Source organism: Bradyrhizobium sp. WD16, assembly GCF_024181725.1.
In the GTDB taxonomy this organism is placed as follows: Bacteria; Pseudomonadota; Alphaproteobacteria; order Rhizobiales; family Xanthobacteraceae; genus Bradyrhizobium_A.
Genome location: NZ_CP028908.1, coordinates 1672587 through 1693198, shown reverse-complemented (window position 1 = coordinate 1693198; position 20612 = coordinate 1672587). Strand labels below are relative to the sequence as shown.

General features: G+C 63.1%; 20 protein-coding genes, 1 tRNA gene and 3 pseudogenes. 12 read left to right on the top strand and 12 right to left on the bottom strand.

Features of this window, described 5'->3' with window-relative positions; translation table 11 throughout:
* Positions 1–12: 12 nt before the first annotated feature.
* Entirely contained in the window at positions 13–852 is an 840-nt protein-coding gene (locus DB459_RS07825; protein ID WP_253712318.1) for a TylF/MycF/NovP-related O-methyltransferase, read from the bottom strand.
* Positions 853–1270: 418 nt separating this feature from the next.
* On the opposite strand from DB459_RS07825, the pseudogene DB459_RS07820 reads away from it, so the two are divergent.
* The 3 genes and pseudogenes from DB459_RS07820 to DB459_RS07810 all read left to right on the top strand — a co-directional run.
* A pseudogene (locus tag DB459_RS07820) lies at positions 1271–1756 on the top strand (lytic transglycosylase domain-containing protein); the annotation flags it as partial.
* 119 nt (positions 1757–1875) lie between these two features.
* A pseudogene (locus DB459_RS07815) lies at positions 1876–2404 on the top strand (DUF3363 domain-containing protein).
* A 61-nt stretch (positions 2405–2465) separates the two neighbouring features.
* On the top strand, positions 2466–3689 hold the full coding sequence (locus DB459_RS07810; RefSeq protein ID WP_253712317.1) for an MFS transporter: 1224 nt from the start codon (positions 2466–2468) through the stop codon (positions 3687–3689).
* 29 nt (positions 3690–3718) lie between these two features.
* On the opposite strand, the gene DB459_RS07805 is transcribed toward DB459_RS07810, so the two are convergent.
* A complete protein-coding gene (locus DB459_RS07805) occupies positions 3719–4378 on the bottom strand; it encodes a metalloregulator ArsR/SmtB family transcription factor (RefSeq protein WP_253712316.1) in 660 nt (219 codons plus the stop codon).
* Between the two features lie 97 nt (positions 4379–4475).
* Between DB459_RS07805 and DB459_RS07800 the strand changes: the two genes are divergently transcribed.
* A complete protein-coding gene (locus DB459_RS07800) occupies positions 4476–4988 on the top strand; it encodes a DUF2938 domain-containing protein (RefSeq protein WP_253712315.1) in 513 nt (170 codons plus the stop codon).
* Between the two features lie 97 nt (positions 4989–5085).
* A pseudogene (locus tag DB459_RS07795) lies at positions 5086–5293 on the top strand (LysR family transcriptional regulator); the annotation flags it as partial.
* 390 nt (positions 5294–5683) lie between these two features.
* Here DB459_RS07795 and DB459_RS07790 read toward each other — a convergent pair.
* The gene (locus DB459_RS07790; protein WP_253713761.1) at positions 5684–5902 is read right to left on the bottom strand and encodes a hypothetical protein; all 219 of its coding nucleotides are present in this window, start codon (positions 5900–5902) and stop codon (positions 5684–5686) included.
* Positions 5903–5980: 78 nt separating this feature from the next.
* Here DB459_RS07790 and DB459_RS07785 point away from each other — a divergent pair, with 78 nt between their 5' ends.
* The 3 genes from DB459_RS07785 to DB459_RS07775 all read left to right on the top strand — a co-directional run bounded on the left by DB459_RS07785 (position 5981) and on the right by DB459_RS07775 (position 7669).
* The gene (locus DB459_RS07785) at positions 5981–6622 is read left to right on the top strand and encodes a glutathione S-transferase family protein (protein WP_253712314.1); all 642 of its coding nucleotides are present in this window, start codon (positions 5981–5983) and stop codon (positions 6620–6622) included.
* A gap of 181 nt (positions 6623–6803) precedes the next feature.
* Positions 6804–7142 (top strand): Rieske 2Fe-2S domain-containing protein, encoded by a 339-nt coding sequence (locus DB459_RS07780; RefSeq protein ID WP_253712313.1) that lies wholly within the window; start codon positions 6804–6806, stop codon positions 7140–7142.
* A 50-nt stretch (positions 7143–7192) separates the two neighbouring features.
* Positions 7193–7669: a J domain-containing protein gene (locus DB459_RS07775; protein WP_253713465.1), complete on the top strand. Its 477-nt coding sequence runs from the start codon at positions 7193–7195 to the stop codon at positions 7667–7669.
* 169 nt (positions 7670–7838) lie between these two features.
* Here DB459_RS07775 and DB459_RS07770 read toward each other — a convergent pair whose 3' ends face one another.
* From DB459_RS07770 to pabB, 4 genes are all read right to left on the bottom strand, one after another.
* Positions 7839–8189, bottom strand: coding sequence for a Dabb family protein (locus tag DB459_RS07770; protein WP_253712312.1), 351 nt, complete (start codon positions 8187–8189; stop codon positions 7839–7841).
* 308 nt (positions 8190–8497) lie between these two features.
* A protein-coding gene (locus DB459_RS07765) for an IS630 family transposase (protein ID WP_253706060.1) occupies positions 8498–9648 on the bottom strand; the annotation gives its coding sequence in 2 pieces (ribosomal slippage) (positions 8498–9198 and positions 9198–9648; 1152 coding nt in all).
* Positions 9649–9761: 113 nt separating this feature from the next.
* Positions 9762–10397 (bottom strand): aminodeoxychorismate/anthranilate synthase component II, encoded by a 636-nt coding sequence (locus DB459_RS07760; protein WP_253712311.1) that lies wholly within the window; start codon positions 10395–10397, stop codon positions 9762–9764.
* Between the two features lie 2 nt (positions 10398–10399).
* A complete protein-coding gene (pabB, locus tag DB459_RS07755) occupies positions 10400–11788 on the bottom strand; it encodes an aminodeoxychorismate synthase component I (protein ID WP_253712310.1) in 1389 nt (462 codons plus the stop codon).
* A gap of 401 nt (positions 11789–12189) precedes the next feature.
* Here pabB and DB459_RS07750 point away from each other — a divergent pair, with 401 nt between their 5' ends.
* The 3 genes from DB459_RS07750 to DB459_RS07740 are packed head-to-tail and all read left to right on the top strand — an operon-like array spanning position 12190 to position 15214.
* Complete coding sequence (locus DB459_RS07750; RefSeq protein ID WP_253712309.1) at positions 12190–13320, top strand: 8-amino-7-oxononanoate synthase; 1131 nt, start codon at positions 12190–12192, stop codon at positions 13318–13320.
* Entirely contained in the window at positions 13317–13958 is a 642-nt protein-coding gene (gene bioD / locus DB459_RS07745; RefSeq protein WP_253712308.1) for a dethiobiotin synthase, read from the top strand. Before DB459_RS07750 ends, bioD begins: the two co-directional genes overlap by 4 nt.
* A complete protein-coding gene (locus tag DB459_RS07740; RefSeq protein WP_253712307.1) occupies positions 13955–15214 on the top strand; it encodes an adenosylmethionine--8-amino-7-oxononanoate transaminase in 1260 nt (419 codons plus the stop codon). The genes bioD and DB459_RS07740 overlap by 4 nt, the downstream gene beginning before the upstream one ends.
* A 147-nt stretch (positions 15215–15361) precedes the next feature.
* Here the strand turns inward: DB459_RS07740 and DB459_RS07735 are convergent, their stop codons facing one another.
* Genes DB459_RS07735 through DB459_RS07725 form a run of 3 tightly spaced genes read right to left on the bottom strand, consistent with a single transcriptional unit; the run spans position 15362 to position 17998 of the window.
* Positions 15362–16255: a hypothetical protein gene (locus DB459_RS07735; protein ID WP_253712306.1), complete on the bottom strand. Its 894-nt coding sequence runs from the start codon at positions 16253–16255 to the stop codon at positions 15362–15364.
* Between the two features lie 9 nt (positions 16256–16264).
* Positions 16265–17248, bottom strand: a complete 984-nt coding sequence (locus DB459_RS07730; RefSeq protein ID WP_253712305.1) for an SPFH domain-containing protein — start codon at positions 17246–17248, stop codon at positions 16265–16267.
* A gap of 24 nt (positions 17249–17272) precedes the next feature.
* Complete coding sequence (locus DB459_RS07725; protein WP_253712304.1) at positions 17273–17998, bottom strand: NUDIX domain-containing protein; 726 nt, start codon at positions 17996–17998, stop codon at positions 17273–17275.
* A 97-nt stretch (positions 17999–18095) separates the two neighbouring features.
* Between DB459_RS07725 and DB459_RS07720 the strand changes: the two genes are divergently transcribed.
* Complete coding sequence (locus tag DB459_RS07720; protein ID WP_253712303.1) at positions 18096–18293, top strand: hypothetical protein; 198 nt, start codon at positions 18096–18098, stop codon at positions 18291–18293.
* Positions 18294–18658: 365 nt separating this feature from the next.
* On the opposite strand, the gene DB459_RS07715 is transcribed toward DB459_RS07720, so the two are convergent.
* Positions 18659–18735 (bottom strand) — tRNA-Arg (locus DB459_RS07715).
* Positions 18736–18879: 144 nt separating this feature from the next.
* The gene (locus DB459_RS07710) at positions 18880–20250 is read right to left on the bottom strand and encodes an MmgE/PrpD family protein (protein ID WP_253712302.1); all 1371 of its coding nucleotides are present in this window, start codon (positions 20248–20250) and stop codon (positions 18880–18882) included.
* Positions 20251–20612: the final 362 nt, after the last annotated feature.

Sequence of the window (20612 nt, the reverse complement as noted above, 5' to 3'; positions counted from 1 at the left end):
CAGCTCGCCATGTCAGCGGAGGGGCTTGCGGATGACCGCGGAGCTCCAGCGATCCACTAGCTCGATCGGCAGAACGCCAACCCCTTCGCAGAATTCGTCGACGGCCGCACGCGCTCCGGGAAACCCGTAGCATCCATAGTCGTGGATCAGGATGATGCCGCCCGGCACGACCTGGTCCCAAGTGCAGTCCAGCGCCGCTCGGATCGGCGCGTACAGATCGAAATCGACGTGCACAAACCGCCATTGCCGATCTTTCATTCCGCGGTACGAGTCGGGGAACCAGCCCTTCACCAGTTTCAGGTTGGCGGGCCACTCGCCATCTCCAACATACTTCGCAACCCGCTCCACCGATGTGGGCGCGAAAGAGCCGGCTTCCCAGGGTGAATCGTATCGTTCTCTTTCGATGGCAATATCACGCTCATCGAATCCTTCGAACGTATCGAAGGCATACAGCGTCCGGCCTGGATCCATGAAACGATGGATCACCCGGGTGCTGAAACCGCGGTGCGAGCCGAACTCTGCGTAGTCCCCTTCAGGCAGGCGGTTGGCCGCCGCTACGAGCTGAAAGAACTGCAAGACGCGATTGGGATCCGTGTGTAGTCCGGATGGTTCGTCCCCGACCGGAACATTGGCATAGGCGGTGACGGCGTCACGAAACAGGGCGTCACGGTCGCGGAAGGTATAGAATACGTGCGGTGGATACTGATGATAGATGTCGAAGTCGGCGGCCTTCCACGCTGGCGCCGACGCCTCCTGTTGCGCGATCGGCGAGGCAGCTTCGGTCGCCTGTGGCGCGTCGACCGGCGCTTGAACGGTTTCGCTTGGCGTGGAAACGGGCGCAGCTTCGGCCATCGAAGCTTTCCGCTGTCCGTCGATCAGATCTCTGAGCTTGTGATACGTGCTCGCTGCGAAAGAGGATTTCTGGACTGCCGCTCGTATGCCTAGCATGTAAGCCTCCATCGCCGTCCTGGAGCTGAGTTGATCTCGGAGCTTGATATTGGAGTTGTGTTATTTGAGCTGGCCGGCCGAATCCTGAGCCGTCCGAGCCTGGGGCGGCTCTCCACTCTAGCGCGCCATCAAGCAGATTGACAACGCTGAGTCTCATGGAGCGCCTGGGCGACGACACAGGCCGTGGCCCGCCATTATCGCTTGCGGCTCCCACGCGAAAGAAAGATCCTTCAGGTTGATTTCAGGATAGCGCTCTACCTGACTTGCATTGCACGAGCGAGGCCGGAGCGTCCGTGGCATTTTTGGTATGGAGCGGCCTGCTGCGGCGCAGCGCTTCGAGCTTCCCGTCGTCTGGATACGCGCGGTGATGACGGCCGAAAGCGGCGGCAATCCGCGGGCGATCTCGCCCAAGGGTGCGATCGGGCTCATGCAGATCATGCCGGCGACGTGGGCGGGCTTGCGCATTCGGCACCGTCTCGGCGCGGACCCTTACGACCCGCATGACAACATCATCGCGGGCGCGGGCTATATCCGGGAGCTGTTCGATCGCTATGGTTCGCCCGGCTGGATCGCCGCCTACAATGCCGGTCCCGGTCGCTACGAGGCATCGCTGAAAGGACGGCCGCTGCCCGCTGAGACGCGCGCCTATGTTGCGGCCGTCACACCCGCGCTGGACGGCATTGATACGCCCGGCACGGTCATGGTCGCAGCAACTGATCCGCTCATCTGGACCCGTGCGCCACTATTCATCGCACCGCAGTCAGCCGGCCTGTTTGTCGCGCGGGCGAGCAACGGACCACAGCCGTGATCATCGTGGTTGGTGAGCGCACACGGCAGGTTTCAGTGTGCAGGGCGTGGAGCTGGAGATCGGGCCGGCGAATAGCGCGTACCGCCGCCTATGACGCCGGACGGAACAGCCGCGCCAACATTCGCATCCTCTCGACCTTCGATCTTGAGAAGCAGATCGGCACGGTGGGACCGACCTGGCTGGACAGGCGGCTTGTCGGTGCGGGCACGTCTGACCTGTCGGCGTCGGGGTTCGGCGAGCAGGTGCGCGAGGCGATGGACCGTCGCCGCGAGACATTGATCAACCGTGGCGACGCCATCCGTCAAGCAGACGGCCGCACCGCCTATCGACGCAACCTGATCGCCATGCTTCAGGAGCGCGAGGTCGTCCGCGCCGGCGAAGAGATGGCGGTGAAGAAGGCGTTGCCGTTTCGCGCTGCCGCCGATGGCGAGACGGTATCGGGGACCTTCACCGGAACCGTTCAACTATCGAGCGGCAAGTTCGCCATCGTCGAGAAGTCTCACGAGTTCACGCTCGTTCTACTGGCGGCCCGTCGTTGACCGCCAGCTTGGACGGGATGTCTCCGGCATCGTGCAAGGCGGATCGGTGTCCTGGCAGTTGGGACGGCAGCGGGGATTAGGCGTTCAATTTATTCAATCATTCTATTGAATGATATTCAATGTCATGCGATTGATGGAGGCAACCTTGCCAACCCATCATCGGAGCATCCGTGTCAGACAACATCGAAGACGCCACCACTCCAAGGGCGGTTGCCAACGCAAAAATCGAGACCCCGACCACGGTCATTCCCTTCGCCGTCTATCTGCTCGGCCTGAGCCTGTTCGCGATGGGCAGCGCGGAATTCTTGATGGGCGGCATATTGCCGATGATCGCCAAAGACCTCGCGATCTCCCTGCCGACCGCAGGCACACTGATTTCCGCCTTCGCAATCGGCGCGCTCGTCGGCGCGCCGCCTCTCGCCATCCTGACGCTGCGCTGGCCGCGACGAACAGCTCTGTTCGTCAGTCAGGCGATCTTTGTGATCGCCACTATCTTCAGCCTTCTCATTGACGATTACATTTCGATCCTGATTGCCCGATTTGTCATGGGGCTGGCCTATGCCTGTTTCTGGGCGGTCGCCGCATCCACGGCTGTCCAACTCGTGCCTGCCGACCGTAGGGCGAAGGCGCTGTCTGTCGTCGTCAGCGGGCTGACCGTTGCGATGGTCGTCGGCGGACCGGCGGGCACCTTCATCAGCGAGGCGACCGGCTGGCGGGGCGGCTTCTGGTCCGTCGTGATCGCCACCATCGTGGCGGCTTTTGCCGTGCTGCTGGCTTTGCCGAAAGCGCGGGCTGGCGGTAGCCCGAAACCGGACGTGGCCACCGAATTGCGCGCCATGAAGCGACCGGCACTATGGGCCGCTTACGCAACGACGGCCACAACAACCGCCGCCTATATGGGGACGTTCGCTTATCTCGGTGCATTGCTCATCGACGTCAGCCGCTCGCCTGTGGTCTGGCTTCCTGTCGTCCTGGCACTGTTCGGCGTCGGTGCATTCATCGGGCTCGCCATTGGCGGTCGGACGGCTGACCGCTATCCGTTCTTGACCCTTATGACGGGGATCGGCGGACTCATTCTTCTGTCCGCCATGATCGCGTTCGCGGCGTCCAATTTGGCAGCCACGGTCGGTCTCACTCTTCTGCTCGGTGTGGCTGGCTTCCTGCTCAATCCCGCCGTCTGGGGACGGGTCTATATGATTGCCCCGGATGCCCCGACGCTGGTGGGCGCGACCAACTCCTCGGCTTTCCAACTCGGGCTGACGCTCGCCCCGCTCGCCGCCGGGCTTCCGATCGCGGCCGGTCATGGCTTGGCGTCGATCGGTTGGGTCGGTGCGGCGGTTGCCACCCTCGCGCTCTGCTTCGCCGTCCTCGACAGGCGGTTGAGCCGGGGCTGACCGCATGAATGTTCGCAGAGCGTCGAGGGTCAAACCTCGACGCTGAGACCCGCCGCCTTCCAATCCGGGAATCCGGCGGCAAGGCGGCGCACCCGAAACCCGTTGCGCTCCAGGAGGGCTGCCGCCGTCGTCGAGAGGATACAATAAGGCCCCCGGCAGTAAGCGATGATCTCACGCCCCGGCGGCAATTCGGAAAGCCGGGACTCCAGCGCGTCGGTCGGAATATTGAGCGCGCCGGGCAGATGCCCGAGGGCATATTCTTCCGCCGAACGCACATCGAGCAGCGTAACCGCGCCCGCCGTCAAACGTTCGAGCAGCTCGTCGCGTGTAATGGAATCATGCCGGCCTTCGGCATTGGCCGGATCGGCCGCCAGATCGCGGATTTCGGCGCGTATGTGGTCGGCATAGCCGCGAAGCGAGGCAAGGATGGGTTCGATTGGTCCCTTGCCCAACCGATAAAGGACGCGCTTGCCGTCGCGGCGTGTCTCCACGAAGCCCGTGCGACGCAGGTGCTGGAGATGCTGCGACGTGTTGGCAATGGTCAGGGCGGTGAGTTCGGCGAGCCGTTCCACAGGCCGCTCCCCCTGCGCAATATGTTCGAGCAGCATCAAACGGTGGGCATGACCCAGCGTCCGGGCAATTTCGGCGAGGTCTGTGAACAGCGGGGTAGAAGCTTCGGTTTTGGTCATTGACAGAAACCTACCATCAGACAATCATTCAAGTAAATTATTGAATGATTAGGCCGCGCGCAAGATTTGCCGCACTGCGCCGGTCAGGAGACCTCTGATGGACAACGAACTGGTGAAAGACATTTTGGCAGCGGTCGCGGTCGGCGTCGGTGCCACCGCGATCATGGATGGTTGGGCGATGACGCAGAAACGACTGTTCGGTGTGCCGTCCCTTGACTATCGCCTTGTCGGACGATGGATCGGCCATTTCCCTCAAGGCCACTTCCTTCACGACGGAATCGGCAAAGCAGCCCCGGTGCGCGGCGAAGTCGTCATCGGCTGGAGCGCGCATTATGCCATTGGCGTCGCCTTCGCCGTCCTGTTGCTGGTGATCTGGCCGAACTGGCTGCGCCATCCCACGCTTCCGCCGGCCCTCGTCATCGGGATCGGCAGCATCGTCGCGCCGTTCTTTATCATGCAGCCCGGCCTCGGAGCCGGGATTGCCGCATCCCGGACACCTAAGCCTTGGCTCTCGCGGTTCCGCAGTCTGGTGGCTCATGCCTCCTTCGCCCTCGGCCTGTTCGTTTCGGGCCTTCTCGTCTCCCGCGGCCTCTTCTTCTTTGGTGTGTAAAAGCTGTTCGAGGCGAACTGTTCAATGAGGCGCCGCCCCGGGGCATAGCGAATTCAAAGACGACACCCGCTCACCATTGCTCGTCGGTAGGGTGCCCATGTGCTCTCTCATTCATTTGTTGAGTGTCGCGGAGCATCTGAACTTCCATCACGCGGCGAACGTGCTGGGCTCCCACGCAATCCAGCGTAAGCGCGCGGATCAAGGCGCTTGAAGAGACGCTCGGCATCCTGTTGTTCGAGCGCCGTCATTGTGGCGTCCGGATGACTGTGGCCGGCCGCCGCTTCGTCACCGAGGTTGCAGTGGGGGCCGGCGAGCCGGCCCGGAAGGGTATCGCTCTTCCGCTCGGCCCGTCGCCGCGGTTCGAGAAGAAGAATTTCAACATCATCCGGCCGATCAACGAGCGCGGCATCGCCGTGCTGCGCCAGCAGCGGCGCGCCGACCGAATTCGCAGCGCGCGAAGACGTCCAGGCGGCTTGTTTCGGGTTGCATCGTCGTTGCGAGACGGGTTGCGAAGCGCGGCGGGGGCAGCGACCGGGGCCAGATGCCTGTCATCGTGCCGCGTCACGGCCCACGAAGATGGGCCTGTTGCTTCGCGGCGATGCCATGATCGTGCAGGCTCGCGCTCGCCTCAACTGACGGTTCTGCGACGTCACGCGATCTCGCTGGCAGCAGCGTCATCCTGCGGCAAGGCTTGCTCACATCCGGCCGGCGTCCCTGAGCACCGCGATCGTCCGCAGTGCGATGTCGCGCATTAAACCGATCTCGGCCATGTCCTGCCCGTCGGTGAGCGCCTTTGCAACGATCGCAAGTTCCCGCCAGCACAGGTTCGCCTCCGTCGCCCCGATCGGTACGGTAACGCAGATGTTCGAACTGCCGTTGGAGGAGGAACAGATGACCGAAGGCCAGCGTCTCATCCTCGCCGGCCGGAGGCATGTGCCGGGCTGCGCCCAGCGGCCTATCGCCTTGAGCACGTTTCTTGCTAGGCGAACGGTATGGCACTGAAGTTCTACATGGCGCCGGGTTCCTGCTCGACCGGCATTCACATCCTGCTGGAAACACTCGAGCTGCCGTTCGAGGTGTGGATCGTCAACCTTCCCGCCGGCGAGCATCTTCGGCCGGAGTACTTGAAGATCAATCCCAGGGCCACGATCCCCACGCTCGTGCTCGACGACGGCCGCGCCGTGACCGACTTCAAATCCATCGCACTGTGGCTCGCGGAAACCTACCCGCGCGGCAAGCTGCTGCCGGATGACCCGGCGCAGGCTGCGCGCGCGGTCGAGCTGCTCGATTTCGCCCTGATCCAGCTGCACGGTGAGGGCTACACGCGAATCTTCACCTCCGAACGTTACCTCTCGAGCGCGGGGCGGCAGCAACAGCATCTGAAGGATGACGTGGCCTCGCACGGCCGGGAGATCGTCAGCCAGGCCTTCGGGGTTCTCGAGAAGCGCCTGCCGGCCGACGGCTACGCCGCGGGACCACAGTTCTCGATTGCCGATGCGGCCCTGTTCTACAACGAGTTCTGGGCCGACAAGATTGGCATCCCAATGCCACCGCGCGTTGCCGCGCACTACCAGCGCGTCCGCGCGCGGCCGGTGGTGCGCCAGGTGCTGGCCGAGGAAGGCTACCGGTCCTGATCGAGGGTGAACAGGACGACCTGATCGGGGAGCTCAACGCGGCTCCCGGTCTTGCTCCGACAGTCGCGTCGGATGTCGCGTTTGCGACATTCGGCACTCATGCGGACCTCTGGGAGGGTTTTTTGCTGGTCCGGAATTTGCGTATTGCCGGTGAGTTGCTCCTTGTCGGAAGGCGACCTCGATGGCGTTCACCTCTATTTGTCACACAAGTGCCGTGCGTGAAGGGGGAATGGGCCTCTTTCATGCCGGTCGCAAGAGCGTGCTCCTGGTCTGGCCAGCGGGCGGCGAGCTCAAGGCCTATCGCGGCCGCTGTCCGCATGCCGATATGCCGTTGATCGAGGCCACCTTCAACGGGCAGACCGTCACCTGCCCGCACCACCAGTGGGGCTTCGACAGCGCCAGCGGCAAATGCGTGACCCACCTCGTCCGCAACGCCCTCCACCCGTACGCCTTGCGCGTGGAGGGTGACGAGATTCAGGTCGACGTCGGACCGGTCAAGGCAGCGCGTTCGGCAACCTGACGCTTTTGAGGCCGCCGGACGTGGCGCCGGCTCATGCACGAGAGCGCGGCATGAAGGATAAGGAGGAATGGGTCGTCTGGAACGGCTCACTGGGGATCCTCGATACGGCGATGATCGGCCATGTCGAGGACGGCGAGGGCGGCAGGCGCGCGTTCCTGGCGCCGCCCTATGGCGTCGTGGGACCGTTCAGTCTTGATGAACTTGAAACGCGGGGCCGGATCGCCTTTGGCGAATGCTTCGTCATGTCGCGCGGGAGATGGCAGGAGGATCAGGTGGGCCTGCGCCTCGAAGCGCAGGAAAAACGCCGGGCCTTGCTGTTTCGGCCGGATGACGACAACGACGACAGGGTGCAGCGTGAGGTCCTGAAGCTGCCGATGGAAGGTGCGCTCGAGCCTTCGCAGATCAATGCCGCCTTTCGGCGGCTAGCCAAGACCGCGCATCCCGATGCAGGCGGCAGCAACGAGCATTACCGTCGCATCGCGGCAGCACGCGACGCTCTGCTCGAACAATTCGATGGCGCCTCGTAGACCGGCGAGCATGGGCTCGTAACACAGCGCGAACCGGAAAAACCGCCGTTTCTGCGCTTGAAGCGGCGACAAGCGTGCGCAACTGGACGGCTTCTCAAACGATAGGATGGGCGCGTGGGCTGGGTATCATTGCCTACTCCCCGCTGGGCGGCGGCCCCGGTGCCTTTGCTTATGTCTCGCAATTGCCTACAGGGGCTTGCCGCAAAGGCGGTAGGCAATTGCGAGACGCCACACTAGCGGTGTCGTAGTCTACGGCGAACCGCAGCTCTCGAAGCGGCCGTACGAGCTTGATGGCTTCTTCGTAGAGCGCGTGCGCTTTGTAGGCCGCAAGTGCTGTCTCATCATCGAACTCGCCATAGACGACGACATCGAGTTCATTCCCAATTTGGTCGGTCTTTGAATTGCGCGCGATTTCGAGCCGGCGCGCGTGCGGGATCCTGGTGAGAAGGGCAAGGCCATCGACGACCCGTGCGATGTCGGCCTTATTTTTGGCGCTGAACAGAACGATGTGGCGAATCATGGTGACCCGGAAGCTGAGATGTGATGGACCGATATTGTGGCATTGCGTCATGGCAACGGTAGTCTGCGCCGCACTCTATCCCCAATCGCCCTAGCCGCTCCATGGCGTAGGGCAACCGCCGGACGACCCTAGAGTCCTGTCTCCGAATTACCGCTTCGTTTGCCTCACCCTCGCACGGTCATTCGGAGACATCGGGACACTAGCAAAATCAAAAAGCTAGTGCGGCTTATGTCTCGCAATTGCCTGCGAGAGGCTTGCCGCAAAGGGCATAGGCAATTGCGAAACGCCACACTAGTCGCCCGATTCATTCAGATTGAAGGGTAAAGGTGCTTGAGTTTGATGCGAGCATTGGGAGTTGTGAAGTGCCAGTTTGCCTTGGTGTGGTTGGCATTGCGGTCTTTCTCCCAGGCGGCGATTTCCTCGGCGAGGGTCTGTTTGTCGGGAATCCGTCGATCGAGGCATTGGGACGATAGGACGCCGAGTTCGGACTCGGCGAGATCAAGCCAACTGCCGTGCTTTGGTGTGTAATGCCATTCAAAGCGCTCGACCAGCCGCCTGGCCTCAGGGGCCGGAAAGGCTTCATAGAGTGACGCCTTGCTGTGGATGTTGAGATTGTCCTGGATCAGAACGATGGTCTTGGCGCCGGCGAAGTGGACATCGGCCAAGTCCTTCAGGACGTGAGCATAATCCACGGCGGTATGGCGATCGGTGACTTTGACATGGCGCCAGCCTTCGAGCGGAGCAAACATCATGAAGAGATTGGCGGTGCCGTTGCGTTTGTACTCGTAATCGCAACGAGCCGGGCGCCCACGCTTCATCGGAATCGGCATGCGCGTCTCGGCGAGGAGTTGCTTTGAGCTCTCGTCCAGGCAAACCAGCGGGTAGTCGGGATCGCGTGGCCGGGTGTAGACGGCCAGCACGTCCTCCATGGCGGCTACGAACGCACTATTGGCTTTCGGCGGGATGACCCAGCACTGTCGGCGATGGGGCTGGAGAGTGTTTTTTTTAGTGCCCGCCCGATCGTCGAGTCGCTGGCACGATCAACAATATGGAGTTCTACGACTTTTTGCTCCAGTAGCCGCAGGGTCCAGCGTGCGCGTCCCTTGGGAGGTTCGGAACAAGCCAGGGCAATCAGTTTGGCTTCCTTCTCACCGTCAAAAATCCGCGCAACCCCCGGTGTTGCGCGCTGCTTACGGCTCAATACCGCCTCGAAGCCTTCTTCCACCAGTTGCTTCCGCACTCGGTAAACCATGGAAACGCTGGTATCGAACGCCTTAATGATCCGGCTGTCACTCCAACCTTCGCCGGCTTCCGAGACATCGGCCTTCAACAATATTCGCGCCTTCAGCAGCTTTTGAGCTGCGCTCTTGCCCTTCCGTATCAGCGTTTCAAGCTGTTCGCGTTCCTCGCCGCTCAGCCGCACAACATACTTCTTTACCGAAATTTCCGTCGCAGCCATGATCCTCTCCGGCGCTCGCGTCGAGACGATCGAATCGAATCACAAATTCTCCATCCTTTCAAATTATTTGAAGCGAGCGACTAGTGCGGTGGATCTGACGCTCGTTTACCGCCTTACGATGGCCGACGCGAGTCGACAGGTGCGGTGTTGGCCCGCTCCATGCATTTTCGGTTCCATTCGTCGGCGAGCTGCAGGAAGTTCATAAGCAGCGCGTCGCCATCCTGGGTAAGTATCGACTCCGGATGGAACTGAACCCCGTAGGTCGGCGCGCTGCGATGCGCAAAGGCCATGATCTCGCCCTCGTCCGATCGCGCTGTTACCACGAGAGATGACGAGACGGCCTCTTCGAATTCGACTGCCAGGGAGTGGTAACGTCCGACGAGCAGGGGCGAGGGAAGTCCGGCAAAAAGGCGCTCGCCGTCATGCATCACCGGCGAGGCCTGCCCGTGAAGGGGGCGGCGAGCCGCCACGATCCGTCCGCCAAATACGCTGCCGATGCACTGGTGCCCGAGACAAATCCCGAAAATGGGTAAATGGCCGGATAGCTCACGGACAACGGCAACAGAGACACCGGCCTCGGCCGGCGTGCGCGGGCCCGGCGATATCACAATGCCGCGTGGCTTCAACCGAGCGAGAGCAGCGACGTCGACTTGATCATTGCGCACGACCTCCACGGTCGCTCCGAGCACTCGGAAGCAGCGAGCGATGTTGAACACGAATGAATCATAATTGTCGATGATGACGAGCATGATCAGAGAGGTAGCGGGTCATTGAATGCGTCGAAGAGGCGCTGCGCCTTGGCGAGCGTCTCCTCATACTCGGTCTGCGGTTGCGACATCGCGGTAATGCCGCCGCCGGCGTGAAAGACGGCGGTGCCGTTGCGGATCGTCGCGGATCGAATTGCGATATTGGTATCCATGTTCCCGCCGAATCCGATGAAGCCGATAGCTCCGCAGTAGACCCCTCGCGGACATCCTTCGATTTCGCCGATGATCTCCATGGCCCGGATCTTCGGCGCGCCAGTGACCGAGCCCCCCGGAAAACAGCTGCGCAGCAGGCTGATCGCATCCTGGTCGTCGGCAAGTTCCCCCGTGACGACGGACACGAGATGATGCACGGAGGCATAGGATTCGAGGCCGCACAGCACCGGTGCCAGGACCGATGGCGGTTGGCAGACGCGCGATAAATCGTTGCGAAGAAGATCAACGATCATGATGTTCTCCGCACGATCCTTGCGAGAGGAAAGAAGATATTCCGCTCTGCGACGGTCTTCGTTAACGTCGCCGGATCTGGCAATTGTGCCCTTGATCGGGCGGGTCTCGACTGATCGGCTGTCGAGTTTGAGAAAGCGCTCCGGTGAACTGGAAGCGATGATGAGATCCCCATAGCGCAGGAAGGCTGCGAATGGCGCGGGGTTCAACGCGCGCAGCCTGCAGTACAGTTCGAGCGGATCGAACGGCGTGCCGAGCGTGGCACTGAATCGCTGCGCGATGTTGGCCTGGTAGACGTCGCCTGCCAGGATCAAGTCGATGACGCTTTGGACGGCTTCCATGTAGGCCTCGCGGCTGAAGTTCGACGTCCATGCGCCGATCGCGTTGCGCGACGGCGGCGCCGGCGACATGCGGCGGTCGAGGAGCGCCGTCAATTCAACAGCGCGCCGTCGCGCCCGCTCGCTACGACGTGCCGGATCTTGCTCCGGCCAACCGGTTGACACGATCAATCGCCTGCTTTCGTAGTGATCGTAGGCAATCACGACATCATAGAAATTCAGGACCGATTGCGGCACGCCCTGATCAGGTTTTATCGGGGCCGGATATTGCTCGAGCGTCTGGTTCAACTCGTAGCCAAAGAAGCCGGCCGCTCCTCCCTGGAATGGGGGCAGCTTCGCATCGTGCTCCTGGCGATACATCGTGAGGCGGGTGCGCAACGCGTCAAATGGATCACCGGGCAGGGCCTCGCCGTTCCAGCTCGCGCGCCCATCCGCGACGGTGTAGGTGCCGAACGGGTCGCAGGCGATATACGAATAGCGGCCGAGTTGCTCATGGCGTAGTGCGCTATCGAGAAACGTGAGCTGCGGTTGATCTGCGAGGCATTGCATCGCCGAGACGGGCTCAGCCCAGTTCAGTTCGCGTACGTACATCGTATCGGCGCACTTTCCGAGAGCCGGGTCATCGGCCGTAAAGATTTCATTCTGACGACGATTGGGGCCGTCCGTCGCCGGAGATGCTGCGGCTAGTGCCCGCTTTCCGAAGTTCGTATCCGGAAGATGCCTCAATTGACTCACGAACTTCAAAAAAAGGGTACTAGATTAAGTGTGGATCGGGCGCAAGCTAAGGCCGGGTTCGCCTGGTCGACGTCGGAATTGCCAGCCACCATCCGCAGATGGAAATGTCCCGACGGTTGTTGAAATGGGAGGAGCGAGCCGGTGAGACGGGCACACAAAACAGAAAGGGGCTAAGCAGACTTGATACCGAAGAGGATGATCCACATGAAGGCGCGCGGGCAGTTTATGGCTCAATCAGTTGCGCCGCAGGAGCGATAATGCTTGGCCGGTTTGAATCAGATCTGCGCGAACTCGCGGGGCGGGGCCGGTTACGCGTGCTTAGCGAGCGCTCCGGAATGGATTTCGCGTCAAACGATTATCTCGGCTTGGCCGAATCCGAGGAATTGAGGCGTGCGGCCGCCGACGCGGTGGCGCGTGGCGTGCCGGTCGGATCGGGCGGATCGCGGCTGTTGCGCGGCAATCATCCCGAGCATGAGGCGCTCGAAAGCGAAGCCGCCGCCTATTTCGGTGCCGAAACCGCGCTCTATTTTGGCGGTGGTTACATGGCCAATTCTGCGATCTTCTCGACGCTGCCGCAGCGCGGGGATCTCGTGGTCCACGACGAATTGGTCCATGCCAGCGTCCACGAAGGTCTGCGTCGGGGACGTGCTGATTTCGTGGGAGTTCCGCACAACGATGTCGGCGCCTTCGACGCCGCGATCGTCCGTTGGCGCGCGGCCGGAGGCAAAGGGCGGCCCTGGCTTTCGGTCGAAAGCCTCTACAGCATGGATGGCGACAGTCCCGACCTCGTTGAACTATTCGCCGTTGCGGAGCGCCACGAGGCCATGGTCGTCGTCGATGAGGCGCATGCGACCGGCGTGCTTGGGCCGCAGGGGCGGGGACTTGCCGCAGCCTTCGAGGGGCGCGACAACGTCATCACACTTCACACCTGCGGCAAGGCACTCGGTACGGTCGGCGGTTTTATCCTTGCGCCGAAGATCATCCGCGACTTTCTGGTCAACCGCGCTCGCCCCTTTATCTTCGCGACCGCCCCTTCGCCGCTGATTGCCGCGATCACGCGCGTGGCTCTCGAACTCTCCCGAACCAATCCCGAGCGCCGGGATCGACTTGCGCGTCTGGTTCAATTCGCGGGAGGCGAGCTTCGCCGCCGTTGCAACATCGAGGCCTCCGGTTCGCATATTCTTCCTGTAATTATCGGCGCCGATCAGGCGGCCGTTGCACTTGCTGCTTCTTTGCAGCGCCGAGGTTTTGATATCCGGGCGATACGTCCGCCGACCGTTGCCGAGGGCACGGCGCGCCTCCGCATCGCGCTGACGGTGAACGTCGATGAGAGCGTCGTCGCGGACTTGTTCGAAGCCCTCGCTGAAGACATGCGAAAGGCCACATGACCACGCGCATCATTGTAACCGGTACCGACACTGGCGTTGGCAAGACTGTGTTTGCGGCCGCGCTCGCTGACGCTCTCGGGGCCGTCTATTGGAAACCGATCCAGGCCGGTCTCCTGGAGGAGACGGACAGGCAGGCTGTCCAGCGGCTTTCCGGCCTGTCCGAAGAGCGCGTGTTGCCGGAGGTCTACCGGCTGAAGACACCGGCCTCGCCGCATCTTGCAGCCGAGATTGACGGCATTATCATCGATCCAGGCGCGCTCGTTCTGCCGAATACGGACCGGCCGCTGGTCGTGGAGGGGGCCGGCGGGTTGTTGGTGCCGTTGACGCGCGAAGTCGCCTACATCGATGTCATCAGGCGGTGGCAGGCGCCGGTGGCGCTATGTGCCCGCACGACACTCGGAACGATCAATCATAGTCTTTTGTCGATAGAAGCTCTGCGCACGCGCGGCATTGCGCTTCTGGGCATCGTCTTCATTGGTGACGAAAATGCCGAATCCGAGCGGATCATCATGGAAATGGGTCATGCCCGGCGCCTTGGCCGTCTTCCGCATCTCGCGCCGCTGACCGGTGACGTGCTGCGGGCGACCTTTGCCCGCCATTTCGATATTGGTGACTTCCGGGAGGAGTCCACCGGATGAAATCGATGTCTCCAGTATGGCATCCGTTCACTCAGCATGCCGTGCAGCCGGAGGCGACGCTGATCGCCGGAGGCGAGGGCGCCTGGCTCGAGACCGGCGACGGTCGCCGTATCTTCGACGCGATTTCGTCCTGGTGGGTGGTGACCCACGGCCATCGCCATCCGCACATCGTGCAGGCGATCAAGCACCAGGTGGACCGTCTCGATCAGGTGATCTTCGCCGGTTTTACGCACGAGCCGGCGGAACGGCTCGCGCGACATCTCATCGCGATCACGCCGCCGGAGCTCGAGTACGTCTTTTTTTCCGACAGCGGATCGACCTCGGTCGAAGTCGCTTTGAAAATGGCACTTGGCTTCTGGCGACACCGCGGCGAGAACCGCAGCCGTATTCTGGCTCTGGAAGGCGCCTATCACGGCGATACGATCGGCGGCATGTCGGTCGGTGAACGTGGTGTCTTCAATGCGCCCTACGATCCCCTTCTGTTCGATGTTGATCGTCTTCCCTTTCCCTCGGCAGGTCGCGAGCAGGCGACGCTGGATGCGTTGGATGCGGCATGCCGGAATGGCGGGGTCGCTGCGCTCATCGTTGAGCCGCTGATCCTCGGCGCGGGCGGCATGCTGATTTATCCGCCCTGGGTTCTCGCGGAAATGAAACGCATTTGCCGGACCCACGGCGCTCTCCTAATCGCCGATGAAGTCATGACCGGATGGGGTCGGACAGGCACGCTGTTCGCCTGCGAGCAGGCCGGCGTCACGCCCGATATCGGCTGCTATTCCAAGGGGCTTACGGGAGGGTCTCTGCCGCTCGCGGTGACGCTCTGCAGTGCCGACATTTTCGATGCGCATTATTCAACGGATCGAACACGGGCCTTCTTCCATTCCAGTTCTTATACCGCGAACCCGATCGCCTGCGCGGCCGCGCTTGCAAATCTGGAGATTTGGGAGCGAGAGCCGGTTTTGGAACGCATAGCGCGTCTGACCACCTTGCACGCCGCGAGGCTCGATCGCTTCCGTGAGAATCGACGTTTTGCGAATGTTCGCCAGATCGGAACCATTGCTGCGCTCGATATTGCCGCCAGCGACGCCGGCTATATGGCCGGCATTGGTCCCCGTCTCTACCAGAGCTTTCTCGCGCGAGGCTTGCTCGTTCGACCGCTTGGCAACACGATCTACATCATGCCGCCCTATTGCAGCACGGCGGGCGAACTCGATCTGGCTTATGAAGCGATCGGCGAAATCGCCGACGAGATCGAGTGAAACGAAGCAAGGGCACGCGGAGCCGAAAGCGGTTATCGCAACGACGTGAACGAATGGCAGCAATCTGGGAGCGAGAATTGGGCCGCGAATGTTGTCTTCTGGGTCAGTTGCGCTTTGCGATGTCGGAGACCGACATGTCTATCTCGCTCAGCAGGTGATGAGGTGGAGCGTCTGGGCGGCGGGGCCGAGCATCACGCTCTGGCCCCAGTCGAAGGAGAGAAAGTCCTGCTCGATGCCGTCGGCAAAGATCACGCCACCCTCGTTCATGCGGGACGTCACGGCCAGTGGCGCGGCCGCAAGCTTGCCGGCGCGCAAGGTGGTTCCAGTTGCGACACTGGGGAAGGGTTCGCGCACGAAAAAGGCGACGGCGGGCTCCTCGTTGCCGAGCAGCAGTGTCGCCTGCGTCGCCTCCATGATCGAGCGCGCCCAGCCGGTGGCGCCGGTGCCCGACGCGACGATCAGCCCGCTCGAGGAATGATCCTCGGCGAGATCGCCGCAGGTGATGCGGTAGCGCGCCGACTGGTGGCTATGATGCCCGACGAAGATCTCGTTGAGCGCCAGCAATCGCTCGCCGCTGTCGAGACGCGCCTCGACCATCGTGCGTCGCTCGGCCGGCGCCGCGCCAGCGACGCTCGCCGGCAGCAGCGGTTTGAGGCGCGCAAGCGGCACGCGCACCAGCACGCCGTCATAAAGGTCTGGCGCGGGGTTGAGCCCAAGCACCGGCTGGCCATCGAGATATTTGGCGACATTGGCGACGAGGCCGTCCTGCCCGACGACGATAATCACATCCTCCGGCCCGAACACGAAGCGATTCAGGTCGGCGCGTCTGACCGCGGCCTGGCGCCAGTCGGATGGCACCGCGGCACGGCCGGCTTGGAGGGTGCCATACAACCGGCGATGGCGGTCTTCGAGCAGGTCGATGTCCTGCCCGCGGGTTTCGAGGAAGAACTTGGCTTGCCCGCGCGTGGCATGGCGCGCGAGCAGCAGTTCATAGTCGGTCTCCCGGGTGACGAACACCGCACGCGGGCTGATGGTCGACATCGGCGCAGCTCAGCGCGGCGGGAGGGCTGAGGTGTCGCGGCGGAATTCGCCGAGCACGGTCGCCAGCAGGTCGGGCGTGACGTTGAGATGCTCGATCGTATCGAGCTTGCCGGCCAGCTCGCGCGCGGCGAGCCCCAGCATCACCGCCGGCGGCAGATCGCGATAGATCGTCATCCGCGCCTGCTCGGCCTCTGCCTTGGCGCTCTCGACGGTGCGGATGCGCTCCGCCTCGGCTGCGGCCTCGACCTGCTGCGCCTCGGCATGGCCGGTGGCGCGGTTGCGCGCATTCTCCGCCTCCTGGGTGATGAGCAGCATCTCGCGCCGTGCGAGTTCGGTCTTGTTGGCGAGCTCATTTTCGGCAATCGCACGTTCCTTCTCCACTGCCAGCGCGCGGCGCTCGAACGTCGCCTGATCGGCCTTCTGCTGCAGCGCTTCGAACGTCGGCGTCTGCAGCGCGCGCTCCAGCTCGCTGGAGGGCGCCAGGTTGGTGAGCCGCACCGCCGTTACCGCGATGCCGATCTCGCCCAGGGCCGGATCCGCCGCAAGTACGGCTTCGAGTTGATTGCGCAGCGGCTCGGGCCCGGCATCGAGCAGCGCGCGCACCGGCGCCTGCGCCAGATATTGCAGCGCAGCCTGGTTGACGAGGCCGCCCAGCCGCGTCTCGATCCGCTGGATCGGCTCGCTCTTATAGGTGCCTTTGCCGAGGCCAAGGCTGAAATCGACACGGGTCGCCAGCAGCTCGGGATCGACGACGTGCCAGGTCAGCGTGCCCTGGATGGCAACCGCTTGGAAGTCTTGGCTGCGGCCGTTCACGAATACCGCCATTTCGCGATCGTCCATCGGCAGTTCGGCGATGCTGGCGGTTTCCGGCACGAACCAGAAGACGAGCCCGCGACCGCTCTGGCGGATATTGCCCTTGTGGTAGCGGATGACGTGGTTGCTGGCATCGCTGCGCAATTGCGCGAGAAAGCCGAAATTCTTGATGGAAGCCATGTAGCTTGTCTTTCCTGGGCTGGGTCAGTTGGCGGTGCGGTGGCGGTAGAGCTCGGCGGGCCGGAACGAGGCACCGAGCTCGCGTTCGCCGGTCGCCTCCAGGCGACCGCTATCGAGCATGCGGCGCCGGAAGGCGGGCTTGTTGAGGCGCATGCCGAGAATGGCCTCATGCGCTTCCTGCAAGGCGCGCAGCGTGAAACAATCGGGCAGCAAGGCAAAGGCGACGTTCGAATAATCGAGCTTGCCGCGCAGCCGCAGTATGGCGAGCCCCAGCATATCGGCATGGTCGAACGCCAGCGGCAGTGTCTCGCCGTCTGCCGAGCACGCTTCAACCGGCCCGCCGGTTTCACCCGACCATGGCACGGTCAGTTCGGCAAGCGTCAGTTCGGGCGTAGCCTTCAGCGCGGCGGCAAAGTGCGCCGGCGGCAGCAGCGCAAAATACGCGACGCTGATGATCCGGGCCCGCGGATCGCGATCGACCGCGCCAAAGGTATAGAGCTGCTCGACATAGGCGGCGTCCATCCGCGCCTTGCTGGCCAGCAGGCGGCGCGCGGCGGCGTCGAGGCTTTCGTTGATGCCGACGAACCCACCCGGCAATGCCCAGGCGCCCAGATGGGGATGCGCGTCGCGGCGGGCGAGCAAGGCCGCGGGTGTGCCCTCGACGACGCTCATCAGGATGAGGTCAACTGCCACCGACGGGCGTTCATACTGGTTGGCGTCATACGCCTTGAGGAATTCGGATTCGCCCATATGGTACACATATATGCAACCTGCGCTTTACTTATGTGCTCAATAGATATATGTCAAGCGGCGACGACAGAGATGGAGCAGAATCGATGCGCAGTTCGTGATTGTGGTTGACGCCCAGCAGGACTTCATGCTGCCCGATGGCGCGCTCTATGTCGCCGGTGCGGAGGCGCTGGTCGCGCCGCTGAACGCCATGCTGGCAGCGCTCGACCCCGCCGAAACGGCAGGCGTACTGTTGACCTTCGACACGCACGCGTCCGAATCCTACGCCAGCTCTGCCGAGGCCGAGCAGTTCTGAATGAATGTCGGAAGTTCGGAAACTCGAAAGAGCGGGTGAACGTCTGGAAGTGGGGCACTTCAACCGGCGCGCTGCGGATGTTTTGGGATGATTTGGTTACGCGGCGGCGGTGTTTATCGATCTGACGCAATCCCAGCGACATGTCGGGTCAAACGGGAGACAGCGCGTCGAACAAAAATATAGTGTTATTCAGATTCAGTTTCTCGCGGGTTTTTTGGACCTGCCCTCCCGTGAACGCGTACCCGACCTGTGGGCGAGCGCGACGCGCGCCCAGAATCATCTCGACGTCGGTTCAATTAGTCGCATTTTATCCGACGACGTTTTCCGTACGGTCATCGCGGGAACTAGCTAAGTCATGGAAAATATGGCGCGCCCGACACGATTCGAACGTGTGACCTTTGCCTTCGGAGGGCAACGCTCTATCCAGCTGAGCTACGGGCGCGCGAGGCCCCTCCTTTAGCCGATTGGCCGGGGAGGGGCAACGGGGCAGAGGGCTCCGAAAGGCGCCGAAACGGCCTCGCGTGCGGGCAAAATCCGGCCGGACCAGCACAGCCATGGCCGGCGAGCGACGTCCGTAACCCCTCCCTCACCCCCGGCCGAGCCGGGTTGCCTCGCTGACCCTGCCGAATCTCTCCAGCTCCAGCACCGCGTCGGCAAAGGCCGCCGTCCGCCCGTCCAGCACCGGCCGGGCGAGCTGGGTGAATTTCTGCCGCATGGCGGCGTCGGTCGGGAAGGACGACGGCTCGCCGGGCGGGTCGAAGGCGAGGCGCTCGTAGGCGGTGCCGCCGCTCAGGATGCTGACGCGGGCGCCGAACGGGTGGCTGCGGCCGGTCTCCAGCCGATCGTCCTGCACCACCTCGATGCGGTCGGCGAGGGCGTCGATCGCCGGGTCGCCGAGCCGCGCGTAATCGTCCCAGCCGAACGAGCCCTGCTCCAGCGCCAGGGCGCCGGTGAAGAACATCGAGAACTGGCCGCCGACGATGCTTCTGGGATGGCGCTTGGTGGTCGGATCGCCGGTCAGCGTGATGCCGTTGCGGTGCAGGCCGATCTCCACCCTGGCGATGTTGTCCGGCGTCAGGTCGAGTTCGCGGCGCATGGCGATCAGCGCGTCGATCGCGGCATGGGTGTAGCGGCAGCTCGGATAGGGTTTGACGCCGATCTTGAGCGTCTCATAGTCGCTGCTGAGTCCGGCCACCGCCTTGCCGGGATGGGGATCGTCGGTATAGCCGGCGAGGAGGCCGTGCTTGCCCTCCACCGATTCGATGGCGCCGATGAAGCCCTGCTTGGCCAGCGTCGCCGCGATGACGCCGTTCATGGCGGCGGCGCCGACCTGGTAGCGCTTGTTCCAGGCGCCGTTGACCAGGAATTGCAGCGAGCCCGCGGCCTGGCTGCCCGAGACGCCGAAGGCGGCGATCATCCGCGCGGTGTCGAGGCCGAGCAGCTTGCCGGCGGCGGCGGCGGCGCCGTAGGTGCCGGCGGTGGCGGTGGGGTGAAAGCCGCGGCCGTAATGCGAGGTCGGGTCCAGCGCATTGCCGAGCCGGCAGCAGACTTCATAGCCGGCGACAATGGCGGTCAGCACCTCGCGCCCTGAGGCGCCGGTCATCTCGCCGACCGCGAAGGCGGCGGGCACCACCGGTGCGCTGGGATGCAGCGAGGAATCGGCGTGGGTATCGTCGAAATCCAGCGAATGGCCGAGCGCGCCGTTGAGCAGCGCGGCGATCGCCGGCGAACGGGTTCTGCTGTCGCCGAACACGGTGGCGTCGCCGTCGCCGTCGAGCTTGAGGGCGGCGAGCATGTTGAGCAGCGACGGCGTCGAATCGGCCTCGCGCCGCGCCCGCAGCGCGCTGCCGAGGAAATCGAGCGTCAGGATCTTGGCGCGGGCGCGCACCGCGGCGGGAATGTCGTCATGGGCGAGCCGCGTCACATAGTCGGCGAGCGTCGCGGTCTCGTGGGCCATCGATCGGGGCTCCCTGAGGTTTCTTCGCGCGCAGGTTAGGCGGGCCGGAAAACAGCTTCAAGCGCGCGCCTGCGCTGGCGCATCTCCCGTGCAGCGGGTGCGATTTGAAGGCAGCTGAACGATTGGCGAAGCGGACAGGCGTCCGTCCGCGGGACGGAATGCGCCGCAAGGAGTCGTCGCTCGCGTTCTCTCGCTGTCAGCTCTCTCTGACCGTTGTCCCGCGCAGGCGCTATCGTATTCACACATCTGGTCCGCAGGGGAGAAAGCGGCCACTCTTTCAGCCTTTCAATCGTCATGCCCGGCCTTGTGCCGGGCATCCACGACTTTGGAGCCTCTCGACCTGAAAGACGTGGATGGCATAG